The 15,327-nt window shown below is 30.6% G+C and carries 15 protein-coding genes; 9 read left to right on the forward strand and 6 right to left on the reverse strand.

Annotation, left to right across the window (positions count from 1 at the left end; all coding sequences use genetic code 11):
* Positions 1-10 precede the first annotated feature (10 nt).
* Together FG167_RS13585 and FG167_RS13590 are read left to right on the forward strand one after the other, a co-directional pair.
* Entirely contained in the window at positions 11-559 is a 549-nt protein-coding gene (locus FG167_RS13585; protein ID WP_203458775.1) for a hypothetical protein, read from the forward strand.
* 113 nt (positions 560-672) lie between these two features.
* Entirely contained in the window at positions 673-1,350 is a 678-nt protein-coding gene (locus FG167_RS13590; protein ID WP_203458776.1) for a DUF2461 domain-containing protein, read from the forward strand.
* A gap of 22 nt (positions 1,351-1,372) precedes the next feature.
* Here FG167_RS13590 and FG167_RS13595 read toward each other — a convergent pair whose 3' ends face one another.
* Both FG167_RS13595 and FG167_RS13600 read right to left on the reverse strand, forming a co-directional pair.
* The gene (locus tag FG167_RS13595; RefSeq protein WP_203458777.1) at positions 1,373-2,506 is read right to left on the reverse strand and encodes an MBL fold metallo-hydrolase; all 1,134 of its coding nucleotides are present in this window, start codon (positions 2,504-2,506) and stop codon (positions 1,373-1,375) included.
* Between the two features lie 142 nt (positions 2,507-2,648).
* Positions 2,649-3,065: a glyoxalase gene (locus FG167_RS13600; RefSeq protein ID WP_203458778.1), complete on the reverse strand. Its 417-nt coding sequence runs from the start codon at positions 3,063-3,065 to the stop codon at positions 2,649-2,651.
* Between the two features lie 370 nt (positions 3,066-3,435).
* Here FG167_RS13600 and FG167_RS13605 point away from each other — a divergent pair, with 370 nt between their 5' ends.
* Together FG167_RS13605 and FG167_RS13610 are read left to right on the forward strand one after the other, a co-directional pair.
* Complete coding sequence (locus tag FG167_RS13605; protein ID WP_203458779.1) at positions 3,436-3,825, forward strand: acyl-CoA thioesterase; 390 nt, start codon at positions 3,436-3,438, stop codon at positions 3,823-3,825.
* A gap of 177 nt (positions 3,826-4,002) precedes the next feature.
* A complete protein-coding gene (locus tag FG167_RS13610; RefSeq protein WP_203458780.1) occupies positions 4,003-5,304 on the forward strand; it encodes a T9SS type A sorting domain-containing protein in 1,302 nt (433 codons plus the stop codon).
* A gap of 2 nt (positions 5,305-5,306) precedes the next feature.
* On the opposite strand, the gene FG167_RS13615 is transcribed toward FG167_RS13610, so the two are convergent.
* Together FG167_RS13615 and FG167_RS13620 are read right to left on the reverse strand one after the other, a co-directional pair.
* Entirely contained in the window at positions 5,307-6,479 is a 1,173-nt protein-coding gene (locus FG167_RS13615; protein ID WP_203458781.1) for a TlpA disulfide reductase family protein, read from the reverse strand.
* A 28-nt stretch (positions 6,480-6,507) separates the two neighbouring features.
* The gene (locus FG167_RS13620; RefSeq protein WP_203458782.1) at positions 6,508-6,795 is read right to left on the reverse strand and encodes a DUF3817 domain-containing protein; all 288 of its coding nucleotides are present in this window, start codon (positions 6,793-6,795) and stop codon (positions 6,508-6,510) included.
* A 97-nt stretch (positions 6,796-6,892) separates the two neighbouring features.
* On the opposite strand from FG167_RS13620, the gene FG167_RS13625 reads away from it, so the two are divergent.
* Complete coding sequence (locus FG167_RS13625; RefSeq protein ID WP_203458783.1) at positions 6,893-9,760, forward strand: pitrilysin family protein; 2,868 nt, start codon at positions 6,893-6,895, stop codon at positions 9,758-9,760.
* Positions 9,761-9,837: 77 nt separating this feature from the next.
* Here FG167_RS13625 and FG167_RS13630 read toward each other — a convergent pair whose 3' ends face one another.
* Together FG167_RS13630 and FG167_RS13635 are read right to left on the reverse strand one after the other, a co-directional pair.
* The gene (locus FG167_RS13630; protein WP_203458784.1) at positions 9,838-10,692 is read right to left on the reverse strand and encodes an OmpA family protein; all 855 of its coding nucleotides are present in this window, start codon (positions 10,690-10,692) and stop codon (positions 9,838-9,840) included.
* A gap of 134 nt (positions 10,693-10,826) precedes the next feature.
* Positions 10,827-11,129 carry a hypothetical protein gene (locus tag FG167_RS13635; protein ID WP_203458785.1) on the reverse strand — a complete coding sequence of 101 codons (303 nt, stop codon included), beginning with the start codon at positions 11,127-11,129 and terminating at the stop codon, positions 10,827-10,829.
* Between the two features lie 154 nt (positions 11,130-11,283).
* Between FG167_RS13635 and FG167_RS13640 the strand changes: the two genes are divergently transcribed.
* The 4 genes from FG167_RS13640 to FG167_RS13655 all read left to right on the forward strand — a co-directional run bounded on the left by FG167_RS13640 (position 11,284) and on the right by FG167_RS13655 (position 15,296).
* Positions 11,284-12,510 carry a class I SAM-dependent rRNA methyltransferase gene (locus FG167_RS13640; protein ID WP_203458786.1) on the forward strand — a complete coding sequence of 409 codons (1,227 nt, stop codon included), beginning with the start codon at positions 11,284-11,286 and terminating at the stop codon, positions 12,508-12,510.
* Between the two features lie 13 nt (positions 12,511-12,523).
* Positions 12,524-13,060, forward strand: coding sequence for a CIA30 family protein (locus tag FG167_RS13645; protein WP_239004395.1), 537 nt, complete (start codon positions 12,524-12,526; stop codon positions 13,058-13,060).
* Positions 13,061-13,330: 270 nt separating this feature from the next.
* On the forward strand, positions 13,331-13,963 hold the full coding sequence (locus FG167_RS13650; RefSeq protein WP_203458787.1) for a hypothetical protein: 633 nt from the start codon (positions 13,331-13,333) through the stop codon (positions 13,961-13,963).
* A gap of 214 nt (positions 13,964-14,177) precedes the next feature.
* Positions 14,178-15,296, forward strand: a complete 1,119-nt coding sequence (locus FG167_RS13655) for a DEAD/DEAH box helicase (RefSeq protein WP_203458788.1) — start codon at positions 14,178-14,180, stop codon at positions 15,294-15,296.
* Positions 15,297-15,327 lie beyond the last annotated feature (31 nt).

The following is a 15,327-nucleotide window of genomic DNA, read 5'->3' on the forward strand; positions in this document are numbered from 1 at the left end:
AAAAATAAAAATGAAAAATTTAATATATATATTTAGTTTATTAATGTGTACAGGTATTTATGCGCAAAACAATCCGGTTGATGTTTTAGATGAAACTACTGTAAAAACAGTAAAAGTCAAAGAAGATGGAAAACTTATTGAAAAGAAAGTAAAAGTAAATACAGTACAAAAGCAAGAGGTGAAAATCGATCCAAAAGATAGATATAAACTTAACGGATATCGAATCGACACACCAGTAAAAGTAACAAAAACGGTAATGGTCGATAATGATAAAGATCCGCAATATGATACCAAAACAAAAGTTACTTACTACAAATTTAATGACGTGGACTATGCGTTTATTCCAGATGAAAAAGGATTTATTGTTTCTGTAAAAAATGGCGATAAAAAAACACCTTTTGGTAATGCTAGATATTCCGATAGAAATAGGAGTTATATTGTTACTACAGAGGAATACACAGGAGTTGGATACTTTGATAAAGACAAAACTTTTGTTATCGAATATTATGATGGTGAAAGTGATGGATTGATTACCCAGGAGTTTAAAATTACGAAGTAGATTTTACGTTAGGCGATAGTTATTTTTAATTAAACCGACTATAGATTAATAGCATAAAAGCCTCGATTTTTTCGAGGCTTTTTGTATTTTTAAGCTTATTTAATATTTGTATTATGAATGAAACAATACCAAGAGAAACCTTCGACTTTTTTAAACGATTAGAAAAAAATAACAATCGAGAATGGTTTAACGAAAACAAGAAAGAATTTAAAGAAATAGAAGCAGAGGTAAAGCAAGTTTATAATCAGTTATTTAACATGCTTAATACACATGATGAAATGGATAAAATGAAGATGTTTCGTATTTATCGTGACGTGCGTTTTTCTAAAAACAAACTACCTTATAAAACTCATTTTGGAGGTTCTTTTAGTAGAGTAAAGCCACATTTAAGAGGAGGTTATTATTTACACATTCAGCCAAATAATGAAAGTTTTATTGCTACCGGATTCTGGGAACCAAACAAAGAAGATTTATTGCGAATTAGAAAAGAATTTGAACAAGACGATTCCGAAATCAGAGAAATAATAAACAATAAAAATTTTAAAGAAATTTGGGGAGAACTTGTTGGAGATGAAGTAAAAACAGCACCGCGAAACTTTGATAAAGAGCACAAAGCCATCGATTTAATCAAGAAAAAACAATTTATTTTTACCAAAAAATATACGGATAAAGAAGTGACTTCTCCAGACTTTTTAAACGATGTGGATAAAGCATTTACAGCCATTAGACCATATTTTGACTATATGAGTGATGTGTTGACTACAGATTTAAATGGCGTGTCGTTAATATAGGGATTGGGCTTGGTTGTTTTGTTTAATAATTGTCCCACCAATTGGTGTAATTATTTATAGTGTCTTTGACTTTAATTACTTCTCCAATTTCGGGAGTAATAACTTCTAGGTTTAGTGTCGCAGCTTTGTTTTTTAAACGTTCAATAGGATCTGTCCAATCGTGCAAAGCCAATTTAAAACCAGCCCAATGAATAGCCATGATTTTTTTAGCTTTCACATCTATTCCTGCTTGCGCAGTTTCTTCCGGCATCATGTGTATATCTGGCCACATTTCATTGTATTGTCCACATTCCATTAAAGCAAGATCAAAAGGACCATATTTTTTACCAATTTGGGTGAAATGAGGTGCATAACCACTATCGCCACTAAAGTAAATGTTTTCTGTTTCAGATTGTATCACCCAAGAACTCCATAAGGTACTTTGTGAATTATTAAATTTTCTTCCCGAAAAATGCTGTGCTGGAGTACAAACAAAAGTTAATGCATCTAATTTTGTTTCTTCCCACCAATCTAATTCGGTAATGATCTCTGGGGAAACATGCCATGCTTTTAAATGTGCACCAACTCCTAATGGCACATAAAAGCGTTGCGTTTTGTCTTTTATTTTTAATATGGTTTCATAATCCAAATGATCGTAATGGTCATGCGAAAATAGTACAGCATCAATTTGTGGCAGTTTTTCAATATCTAAAGGGAATTCTTCATTAAATCGATTGCCACCAAGTAGGGTATGCGGAGCAGCCACTTTTCCAAACATGGGATCTAATAAAATATTTTTACCATCTATTTGTAATAAAAAAGACGAATGTCCAAACCAAATCATTCTAGCTTCTCCTTTATAATCGGCCACATTAATAGAATCTATTTTATTCGCTTTTAAATTTTCTTTAGGTCTTCCGTTTGGAACTTTGGTGGTGAAAAAAGTATAGGCTAATTGAATCGTTTCCGAAAAACTTAAGTCTTTTGGTACCGCTTTGGTATTGACGAATTTTCCGTTATTAAACTGTTCCGATTTTTTATAAACGAGTTGTTGTTTTTTAGTAATGTCTCCTCCAAAACTAGGGTAGTACGTAGTAAATAAGAAATAGATTATTACTAAAAGACCAATAATACTAAGGATGGTTATTAACATGCGCTTTACAATTTTTTTAAGCATTTTATTTAAATTTACTAATGAGGAGTTTGGCGCATCAAACCATGCACACTGTAATTAAATTTAAAATTTAATTACAGCGCAAAATTAGTCTAATTATTAAGTTTAATAGAATTTAAAAGATAGATAATTATAGCATTTATGCTTAGACAGCAGCGAGTAATTCTGCTTTGTCTAGAAGTTGAATATTACCAATTAATTGGGCTTTTACAATAGACATCATACGTTTGTTTAAAGCGGAAGAGTTTTTTATATAAATAAGATATTCTTCTGTAGTGAATAAACCAATCATCATTCCTTTTAAAGCGTTTCTAAGCTTCATATCTTTTTGTAACGCATTTTCAATATAACAGATGCGTTTTTCAATAGATAACTCGTAAAAAACGTTCTTATGCTTTTTAGCATAATTTTTAAAAACTTCAATAAATAAAGGAACTTGTAATTTTGCTATTGGTCTAAGTACAAGATTTTGAAAACGTTCGTCGGTAGTCATATCATCCCTAATAATTATGGAAGCAATTTCTGGACGTGCTTGCTTTAAATTTAAGTCTCTAGTATTCATGTCTATAAGTTTTTATTAAAATTAGAGATTTTATAATCCCTAAAATAACATCGTATTTTTACTTGTTAACTAGTTTATTAACAAGCTATATTTTGGTATCTTTACCTAAAGTTTTTCAATAAAAACAGTACTTTTTTATACTATATTGGTGTTTATCATAAATAGTAGTATACTGGAATAGATGATTAGATTGAAAGATTAAAAATAAGGAACGACCAAGGTGCAAAAGAATTTTATTTTTTTATTCATCAAAATATTGAAATAGTATCTGCTTTGCTTGCTAAATATTTTATTAAAAAATGAAACAATTAATTTAATGGCAATCTTAAAAAAAACAAATCAAGATTTGCAATAAAAACGGTTATAATATATGAGATTTCATACAAGAAAATGGATAAAACCAGAAGATTTAAACCCAAACGGAACCTTGTTTGGTGGTAGACTTTTAGAATGGATAGATGAAGAGGCTGCACTTTATGCAGTGGTGCAATTAGAAAACCAACAAATTGTCACCAAATTTATTACAGAGATAGACTTTAAAAGCTCTGCTAGACAAGGGGATATTATTGAAATAGGGATAGATGCAGTAAAGTTTGGAAGATCTTCATTAACAGTGCGTTGCGAAGTTCGAAATATGATGACAAGAGAAACTATTATTACTATAGAAAAAATAGTAATGGTAAATTTAGATAAAAATGGAAATGCATTGCCACATAATAAAACAAAAGTGGAATTTGTAGGAGATAGGTTAAGTGATTAGTAATTAAACGAGTAAAGAAACAGAATAACGATAATAAGAGGAAGTTTCAGTTTTAGTTACCATATTGCGCTTAATAATTGTTAGTGCAACACTATCAATACGTTAAGAAAGAAAGATATGCTATTAATCACTTTTCGCAATGTAGTGTTTTCCTATTTTTTTAATTTAAAGCTCCATTTGTTTTTTGCGTTTATTTTATTAAATAGTACAAACCTACATTCTCAGACAACTTCAATTCCTGACTCAACTTTTGAGCAGGCTCTTATTTCATTAAATATAGATACCAACGGTTTAAATGGTAATATATTAAATAGTGATGCTGCATCTGTAGCTACTTTGTTTATAGGTAATATAGGTGTGCATGACCTTTCTGGAATAGAAGCTTTTAAAAATTTAAAATATTTGTTTGTTAATAATAATCATTTAACAACATTAGATTTATGTTTTAATCCATATTTAGAGGTATTAGATGCAGATAACAATAATTTAACGACATTAAATCTAGCTTCAAATCAAGCTTTAAGAGGTGTTTATATTAGTAATAATAATTTAAACACTTTAGATGTTAGCAATAATTCTCAATTAGAAAACCTGTATTGCAGTCTTAATAATATTAGTGTTTTAGACGTATCTGCAAATGGTAATTTAAAAGACTTAAGATGTTACTTTAATAATCTTTCTAGTATAAATCTTACAAGTAATTTAAATTTGGAGGATTTATTTATTTCAGAAAACAACTTAAATACATTAGATGTTTCAGCAAATACAGCTTTAAAAACCTTATCCTGTGATAATAATAGCTTAAGTGTTATTGATGTTTCCAGTAATGCTTCTTTACGTTATTTAAGTTGTTCTAATAACAATTTAAATGCTTTAGATTTAAGTGATAACAATGATTTAAAGCGCATACTTTGTAATAATAACAATATTACTAGTATCGAGTTAACTAATATTGAAGATTTGTTTTTACTGTATGTACAAAATAATCAAATTCAAAGTTTAGATATTTCTAATAATCCTGATGTGAAATATATTAATGCAGCGAATAACGTACTAAATAATATTGATATTAGAAATGGAAATAACCATCGTATAAGTCAGTTTTTAGTAACAGACAACCCAAGTTTAACTTGTATTTTTGTAGACGATACTTCTGCTAGTTATTTAAACAATTGGGAAGTAGGAAGCTCTTGTAATTTTGTTGCAGATGAGGGAGAATGTCAAACTTTATCTTCACAAGAAGTTATTGATGTAGATTTTAGAATGTATCCTAATCCTGCTACAACAGTAGTCAATGTTAGTTTAAATGTTCCTACTGCAAAATTAGTTTTATATAACGTTCGTGGTCAGTTTCTATTTGAAAAAGAAATTACGCTTGGCGAAAACAGTTTAAATGTATCTAGTTTAAGTTCGGGTTTATATATAGCAACTATTATAACAGAAGGAAATACAATTACTAAAAAATTAGTAATACAATAGGTTTATTCCGTAAGTAATTCTTTTATTCTGTTTTCTAAAGTGATACCAGAGATTTTACCACTTGCAATCCTTCCTTGTTTATCTACAAGCATTTTATGAGGTATCGATGAAACACCATATCTAAAAGCTATCGTTTTATTATTATCTAAAATATGTGTATTCCAAGTTAAGTTATCTGCTTGAATTGCACCTAACCATTCTGGTTCGCCTTTATCTTCACTGACACTTAAAATTACTAAGCCTTTATCTTTGTATTTATTGTGCAATCGCACTAGATTTGGATTTGTAGTTCTGCAAGGAGCACACCAACTAGCCCAAAAATCGACAAGAACAACTTTTCCTTTTAACGATGCTAAAGATATCGTTTGTCCGTTTGTATTTGGACCACTTAACGTATACGCCATAGGTCTATATTCGGTGTTTTTTATACTTTGTTGCGCTTCTTTTTCTTCAAGACTAACAATATCATTATGTATTAACTTAATCGATGGTAGGTTTTTAATAGCATTTGTTAATGTATCGTGAAGTTTTCTTAAATTTTCTGTAGAAAAGCTATGGTAATTTTCTTGCAATACAAAAGGAGTAAATTGCGAGTTGTTATTCGCTTCGATAAATTGCATAACAAAAGTTATTTTTTCGATTTGCAAATTTTCTAAATCAGTATTTAAAATCGAAGTTCTCTTGCTAGCGGTTTGCGGAGATTTATACTTTAAAAATAATTCACGCTCTTTATAATCGAAAGCATCCATTTTAGATTTATAATCCGAATACACCTTTTGTGTCTCCGAGTTAGAAGAAGTGGAAGAAAGAAATAAGTTTGTATTTAAAAACATATTTATTTCCGAAGCATCGACTAAAAATTTATACATAACATCACTTTCGTCTACCTTAATGGCATAAAATTCAGGTTGATTGGATGTGCCTTTAAAAGTAAAAGCCTTTTCTTTAATAGAAATAGTATCCATTAAAGTAAGTGTATCGCTTTCTATTTTATAAATATAAGCCGTATTTAAATTGGTGTTAAAAGTGGTTCCTCTAACAATAAATTCGTTTTCTAATAGGGCTTGAGGCGCTTTGTTGCTTTCATTAATCTTTATAGATTCTTCCTTTTTGCAACTAGACATAACTAGCAATACAAAGGTGATAGCAAGAAAACGAGGGAGTTCTTTTAGCATTTTAAAGTATATTTAATATGCTATATTACTAAATATTTTTTAGATATTTCTCTTCGACATAAAAAGTAGCAAAAGGTAGAATAGATGCAATGAGCACAATAAACATGGTTTTCTTATTCCATTTGTGTTCCATTCCAAACAAAATTGCTAGAACAATATAAGCCACAAATAGCAAACCATGAGGCATTCCTAATAGCTTAACAAAGTAATCATTACCATTTGGCATGCGTTTATATATTGCAGCAGCCATTAATAATAAGTAAGAAACACCTTCAAGTAAAGCGACTAAACGAAAAATATTTTTTAAGGAAAACATAGATTCTATTTTAAGTCTGCAAAGATATTAATTGTTTTAACGTATCTTTAAAAATCAAGTTATTAAATTTAAAGGCTATTAATCAAACCAATTAAAAATGAAATCATCTTCACTAACCCTAGTGCTGTTTGCACTTATAAGTATTTCTTGTAAAAAAGAACCAGAACCAATTTCTCAAACGACAGCTGAATTTAAAATAGATTATGAAAAATTTGTTTTAGATAATGGTCTAGAAGTTATCCTTCACGAAGATCATAGTGATCCTATAGTTGCAGTAGCCACGATGATGCATGTTGGATCTAATCGTGAAAAACCAGGAAAAACCGGATTCGCTCACTTTTTTGAACACATGAGTTTTAATGATTCGGAAAATGTTCCTGTTGGAGCAAACCGAAAAATGATTCCAGAATGGGGTGGAAGCAGAAATGGTGGAACTTGGAGTGATGGTACCGTGTACTATGAAGTAGTACCGAAAGATGCTTTTGAAAAAATTCTGTGGATTGATTCCGATCGTTTTGGTTACATGATTAATACCGTAACCAAAGAAGCATTAGAACGTGAAAAACAAGTAGTGAAAAACGAAAAACGCCAACGTGTTGATAACGCGGCTTATGGCTATACCGATGAAATTATTAGAAAAAACTTGTATCCAGAAGGACACCCATATAGTTGGACGGTTATTGGTGCTTTACCCGATTTACAAGCAGCAACCATAGACGATGTGAAAGCCTTTTACCATCAGTATTACGGTGCAAGTAATGCTTCTTTAGTGATTGCTGGAGATATTAATATTGAAGAAACGAAAGCACTTGTAGAAAAATGGTTTGGTGAAATACCTAGCGGACCAGAAGTACCGCAATTACAAGCAGAACCTGTTGTATTAGAAGAAATAAAATCTTTGTATTTTGAAGATAACTTTGCGAAGCTTCCAGAATTGCGAATGGTCATTCCAACAGTGGAAGAATATCACCAAGACGTTTACGCATTAGAAATTCTTGGACAACTTCTTAGCGGAAGTAAAAGTGCTCCATTGTATAATGTAATAGTAGAAGAACAAAAACTAGCACCAAATATTGGTACCTACCAAGCGAGTAATGAAATCGCAGGAGAATTTATTTTTAGAGTTCGCGCAAATGCAGGAACAGATTTAGATGATGTAAAAACCGCAATTGAAGAAGGTTTAACCAAATTTGAAACGAATGGCGTTAATGAAAATGATTTAAAACGAATTAAAGCAGAATTGGAAACCAATTTATACCAAGGGGTAAGTACTGTTTTAAACAAAGCATTTCAATTAGTACAAGACAATGAGTTTAAAGGAGATCCAGGATTTATTGTAGAAAGTGCGAAATTAACGGAAGCGGTAACCGCTGAAGATGTTATGCGTGTTTACAATGAATACATTAAAGACAAAAACTATATAATGACCAGCGTGGTACCAAAAGGACAATTAGACCTAGCGGTAACAGATGCAAAAATAGCAACCGTTTGGCTAGAACGAGTACGATATAATGTAGCTAATGAAGAAGTTGGTCAAGGTGCCGAAGCGGTTTATGAAAAAACAGAAACAAAACAAGATAGAAGTGAGCCTGAATTTGGTGAGTTACCATTGTTTAAAGCGCCAACCATTTGGACAAGCAGCCTTGAAAACGGATTAAGTTTATACGGAATAGAAAATAACGAAGTACCTCTAGTACAGTTTGATATTACTATTCCTGGCGGACAGTTACTAGATCCAATTGGAAAAGAAGGTGTATCAAGTTTGTTAAGCGATTTAATGAAGGAAGGCACAGCGACAAAAACTCCTGCAGAATTAGAAGAAGCTATTGGTTTATTAGGAGCTTCTATAAATATGTATAGCGGAAAAGAAGATTTTCATATCACAGGTTCTTGTTTGACTAAGAATTTTGAAGGCACCATGGCTTTGGTAAAAGAAATGATATTGGAACCACGTTGGGATGAAAAAGAATTTGAGCGTTTAAAATTAGCTTTAGAAACTAGTTTAAAAGGACGGGAGGCCAATCCAAACGCTATTGCATCTAATATTTTTAACAAATTAATTTATGGTCATAATCATCGTTTTGGTACACTAGGTGCTGGAACGCTAGAAAGCACGCAAGGGATTACTATGAAAGATTTAAAATCCTATTATAATAACCTTTCGCCTAAAGAGGCTAATTTTCATATTGCAGGAGCATTAACCAAAGAACAAACAGAAGGTGTAGTTAGTGTGTTAAATACCTGGAGTGGCTATAAAATAGCAGTTCCGCATTATAATTTACCAATTAATAATAACAAAGGAAATATCTACTTTATTGATGTTCCCGATGCAAAACAATCGGTGTTACAAATAGGTAAGTTGGCTATTTCTGCAAAAGATAAAAATGCGAATAAGTTAGAATTTGCAAACGAAATTTTAGGAGGTGGTTCTAGTGGTAGATTATTTCAAACCTTACGAATAGAAAAAGGATATACCTATGGCGCATACTCTGGTTTTTCAAAAAGTAATGAAGTAGCACCTTTTACAGTTCGATCTAGTGTTAGAGCAAATGCAACCTTAAAATCTTTAGAAATTATTAAAGAGATGCTAACCAATTACCAAGCAAGTTTTACAGATAATGAAGTAGCATTAACTAAAAATAAAATTCTAAAAGGAAATACTAGAGCTTTTGAGAGTTTGGGAGCGCAATTATCTGTTTTAAGAAACATAAGTAAATACAATAAACCAAGTACCTATGTTGTAGACGAACAAGAGGAATTGGTAAACATGACTTTAGACGATTATAAAATCACTATTAGAAATTATTTAAACGAAGAAGAAATGATTTACGTAATTGTAGGAGATAGGAAAACACAAATACGGGAGATTGAAAAATTAGGGAAACCAATTATTGAACTAGATATTTATGGAAATGTTGTAACATTTGATAGGTATGGAAACCTTATAGAAGCACCTGTTTTATAAATAATTAACAAACAGATACACAAAAAAACGCAACCTAAAAGGATGCGTTTTTTTTTATTTATAAAATGGTATTCTGTTTAATTATCTTCAGACATTAAAGCAAAAAACTTATCAATATTTGGTAAAATAATTATTCTTGTTCTTCTGTTTCTAGCTCTATCTTCTCTAGTGTCATTTCCTACTAAAGGTTGGTAGCTGCTGCGTCCTGAAGCAATTAATTTTTCTGGAGCTACGTTATATTGTTGTTGTAATTTTCTAACAACAGACGTTGCACGTAACACACTTAAATCCCAATTGTCTTGTAATTTATCTGTATTTATACTTCTAGCATCTGTATGGCCTTCTACCATAACATCTATACTAGATTCTGAGTTTACCACATCTGCTATTTTTTGTAAAATATCATTTGCTTTATTGCTAACTCTATAGCTTCCAGAATTAAATAACATTTTATCTGAAATAGAAATCATAACCACAGTTTCATCAATACTAATTGCAATATCATCACTTTCATCAAAAGAAGTTGTATTCATTCTTTTCTTCAAGTTATAAGAAACAGCCAAGTCCATAGAATCTTTTAAAGTTTTTGCCTGACTGACTAAATTAGGGTCCACTTTCGTTAAAGTTTCACGCATCTTTGTTTTTGTGTTGTTAGACATTACTGCAACACCAGCAACATTTTCCATTTTAGAATCATTCTCTTCGCTTAAAGAACTATTTAAAGAAGCTAATGTGTTAATTTTAGTATTGTATTGATCTACGCGTTCTTGTATAGCAGCAAACTTACCTTCAAGATCCTCCTTTGCTACTTTCGTTTTAGTTAATTCACTTTTAATTTGTCCGTTTTCGTTTTCTAAAGCAAGAAATTTCTTTTTAGAAACACATGAGGTTAAAACTATTGCAACAAGTAGTAATATGGATGTTTTTTTCATAATAAATGTATAGTTATTGTTTTCTTTATGTACGCAGAAAATCTTAATATGGTTTATCTGCATCTTCATTTTTTATTTATATAAAAAAACACAGCCTAATAAAAGGCTGTGTTTTAGATGTCTGTGTGAAATATTTATTCCGAAAGAATTTCTAAATCTTCAATGGTTAGAACTTCCATTTTGTTTTCCATTTCATCCAAAATGGTTTCTGTAGAGTAAGTGATCTTAAAGTTTTGTCCAATAAACTTTTCATTTTTCAAATCAAATTTCTTGCTTGTTTCATCAGTAATAGCATCAAAAACATGTGCTGTATCTGCATTATCACTAAAATAATAGGCTTCATTTTCTATTCCATCAAATGTAGCGGTAATCGTTTTTTTGTCTTGAATACTAGTAAAAGACACAAGTGTAAAAAAGGCAATTAAAAGAGTTTTCATGTTTTATGTTTTTTAAAATTATATGGTATATACGTCGTAGCAGAATCTTTAGACTTGGATAAAATTATATTTAACACATTTAACAATTTTTAATCTATTACAAATTACTGCTAATCACTAGCTGCATATTTCATACTTTTGCAAAAATATTTTTATGCATTTTACAAGAACTTTTTCTACTACAAATACTAGTCAACGTATTGCTGTTAAACTTAACGCAAATGGAGAGAGATCTGTAATGCAAAAACATCCTTGGGTTTTTTCAGATAGTATTATAAAAACGAATAAAGATCCGCAAACAGGAGATTTAGCAATTATTTTCGGAAAGAATAAAAACAAAATTATTGGTTTTGGATTATTCGATTTAGCGTCACCTATTCGAATAAAAATGATTCATCATGGTGATCCAATTGCTATAGATGCTACTTTTTTTAATCAGAAAATAGCGGAAGCTTTTAGCAAAAGAAGTTCTTTACTAAAAACAAACACCAATAGTTATCGATTGCTTTTTGGCGAGAATGATGGTTTTCCTGGTTTAATTGCAGATGTATATGCGACGGTTTTAGTGGTGAAAATATATTCCGAAATATGGCTAAACTATTTACAAAACATATTAGAATCCTTAATAAGCACCAGCAATTGTAAAACTGTTGTTATACGATTAAGTAGAAGTTTAGAGCAAAGTAAAGCACATGATTTAAAGGATGGAGAAGTGGTTTATGGTGTTTTAGAAAAGGAAGTGGTACAGTTTGTGGAGCATGGTGTGCAATTTTCGGCCAATGTAATTCACGGACATAAAACAGGATATTTTTTAGACCATAGATTAAACCGAAAGCAAGTAGGAGCATGGAGTCGTGGTAAAACGGTGCTAGATGTTTTTAGTTATGCTGGCGGATTTTCGGTACATGCATTAGCAAATCAAGCAAAAGAGGTTACCAGTTTAGATATTAGTAAACAAGCACTAGAAATGGCGGTTGCTAACGGAAAATTAAATACCTATTCCGGAAAACATAAAACCATTGCTGGAGATGCTTTTGCTGCAATGAAACAATTAATAAAAGATAAAACTACTTTTGATGTGGTAGTTATAGATCCACCAAGTTTTGCAAAACAGCAAAGCGAAATAGATTTAGCAAAAAAGAAATATGCACAATTGGCGACTTTAGGTTTAGAACTTACTGCACCAAACGGTTTACTTGTTTTGGCCTCTTGTTCTAGTAGAATTCTTGCACAAACGTTTTTCGATATTAATGCTCAAGTACTACGAGAGTCTAACAGGAATTATAAGGTTATTTTAAAAACAGAACACGATACAGATCATCCAGTTGGTTTCCCAGAAGGCGCATATTTAAAGTGTGGTTATTATAGAATAGAAAAATAGTTTTACTAAGGAAATGAAAATTATTTATTTATTCTTAATTTTGAGTATGGTATATCCAGATAGTACATCCAATATTTTTGATTTTAAATCAAAAGAGGATACCAATAATTGGTATGTTATTAATGATGGTGTCATGGGAGGATTTTCTTCAAGTTCCTTAGAAATTAAACCAGATGGAAAAGCGCTATTTAAAGGTCATGTGACTACAGAAAACAATGGTGGTTTTGCTTCCGTTCGATATACTTTTACTAAAAAAGAAGTTTCCAAGTTTACCTATATAGTACTCCGAATTAAAGGAGATGGTAAAGACTATCAATTCCGAATTAAAGAAGAACAAGAACAGCGTCATTCTTATATAGCTCCTTTTTCTACTTCTGGAAAGTGGGAGGTCATTAAAATTCCGTTATCAAAATTTTATCCTAGTTTTAGAGGAAACACATTAGATATTCCAAATTTTTCTGGAAAGTCCATGGAAGAAATTGCATTTCTAATTGCTAATAAAACAAAAGAATTTTTTCAACTAGAAATAGAGTCTATTTCACTGGAATAAAAGAAAAAAAATGGCTCAGAAATAAGTAAGAATGTACACAAATATAAATTTACGCTTTTTTCCTTTTGTTTGCTTTATAGTCCAAAACTGGATACAATAAACTAGGTATAATGGCATCGTTTAATCCAAATACTCGAAATTTGGTGTTCCTTTCATCGTATTTTTTTGAATAAAAATTCTTTTCATCGTGTATTTTTATAGTTCATAAGATTTTTTGTGTGCTATTGCGCTGAATATTATAGTTTTAACCTGTTGAAACTGTCAAATATTATGAAAAGCTTAGTTACTATTTTTTGTTGTACCCTTTTTTTTGGAGCCTGTCAAACGTTACATGCACAAGATTCTGTAGATAATTCTATAGCACTTGCCATTAATTTTCAAGAAAATTATTCGGATGCTAATTCGGAAATAAAGGAATTTAATAAAAATACAGATAGTGTTCCTGATTTTCAGTTAAAAGAGGAAAAAATTAAAATCGTAGGAACCATTTTTAAATCCGACGGAATAACGCCTGCCAATAATGTAACGCTTTCTATATCACAACCAGATGAAGATGGTTATTACAGTATTAAAAAAGATAAGGATAAACGACAAATATATCATAGTGCTTCTATAACTACAGATGTAGATGGAAAGTATGCTTTTTACACTTTTATTCCAGGAACCGTGCATAGAAGTGGCCATGTAAAATCTATTCGTCCTGTTATAAAAGAAGAAGGTAAGGAAGCTTATGAACTAAACGCTTTTTATTTTGATAATGATCCTTTGTTAACGAAATATAGAATTAAACGGTTGACGAAAAAAGGACTAGATAAAAGCATTCTAAAATTAGAAAAAAAAGAAGATATGTTTGTTGCACATAGAAATATTATTCTTGGTAAAGATATTTTAGATTGTAAATAAAAAGACTACTTCATAAACTGTAATACATAGAAAACATCTTGAATCAAACACAAGATGTTTTTTGCTTTAGTGTCCTTTTTCAGGAGCTAGAAATCCTAAAAAGTTGAATTTTGTTTTTCGTCTAAATAATATTAAAACGTGTAGTAGAAAGAATATTCAGATTATATTCGTTTTATTTGTGTACAATTAATAGTAAAATAGATTAGAACCCATTATGGCATCATTTTCAGAATTAGGTATTCATAAAAACTACGTGAAATCCTTAAAAGAATTAGGGATTAAAGCACCTACGGAAATTCAAGAACAAGCAATTCCTATTTTAATACAATCTAAAACAGATTTAGTAGGTTTAGCCCAAACAGGTACAGGGAAAACTGCTGCCTATGGTTTGCCAGTTTTACATCGTATTAATCCTAAAAAAGCAGAAATACAAGCTTTAATATTATCGCCAACTAGAGAGTTGGTACAGCAAATTAAAAAGCAACTTTTTAAATTCACCAAGTATAACGATACTAAAATATTTTGTGAAGGTGTTTATGGAGGCGAAAAAATAGATATTCAAATAAAAAATCTGAAACGTACTACTCATATTATTGTAGCAACTCCAGGACGTTTGGTAGATCTTATTAATAGAGAAGTTATTGACTTACAAAATGTAGAAACTTTAGTCTTAGACGAAGCAGATGAAATGCTAAGTATGGGTTTTAAAGACGATTTAACTACTATTTTAAAAACGACTAAAGCTTCTAAAAACACATGGCTATTCTCTGCAACTATGCCAGAAAGTTTAAAAGACATCGTAAAAAGATATATTAAACCAGATGCAGTTCGATTAGAAATAAACCGAAATAGTCTAGTAAATGCTAATATTTCCCATTCTTTTATTGAAACGACTATTCAAAATAAAATAAATATATTAGTATCTGTTTTAGAAGAAAGAACGGAAGAACGAGGAATAATTTTTTGTAAAACAAAAGCAGGAACACAAGCATTAACGCATCAGTTGCAGCAAGAAGGATTTAATGTAGGAGCTTTAGAAGGGGATATGCAACAAAGAGATCGTGAAAAAGTTATGCGTGCTTTTAAAAACACTAGCGTGCAAATATTAATATCTACAGATGTTTCGGCAAGAGGAATAGATGTAAATAATCTAGGTTTCGTAATTCATTACCAATTACCAGAACATTTAGAATATTACACACATAGATCTGGTAGAACAGCAAGAGCAGGGAAAAAAGGAGAATCGATAGCCTTAGTATTATCTAACGAAGTTTCAAGAATTCAAGAAATTGAAAAAGCACTTGGTATTAAAATAAAGCAAAAAACAGTATAAATTATTTTATAATTTACCAGGGTTAAATAAC

Source organism: Lacinutrix sp. WUR7, assembly GCF_016864015.1.
In the GTDB taxonomy this organism is placed as follows: domain Bacteria; phylum Bacteroidota; class Bacteroidia; order Flavobacteriales; family Flavobacteriaceae; genus Oceanihabitans.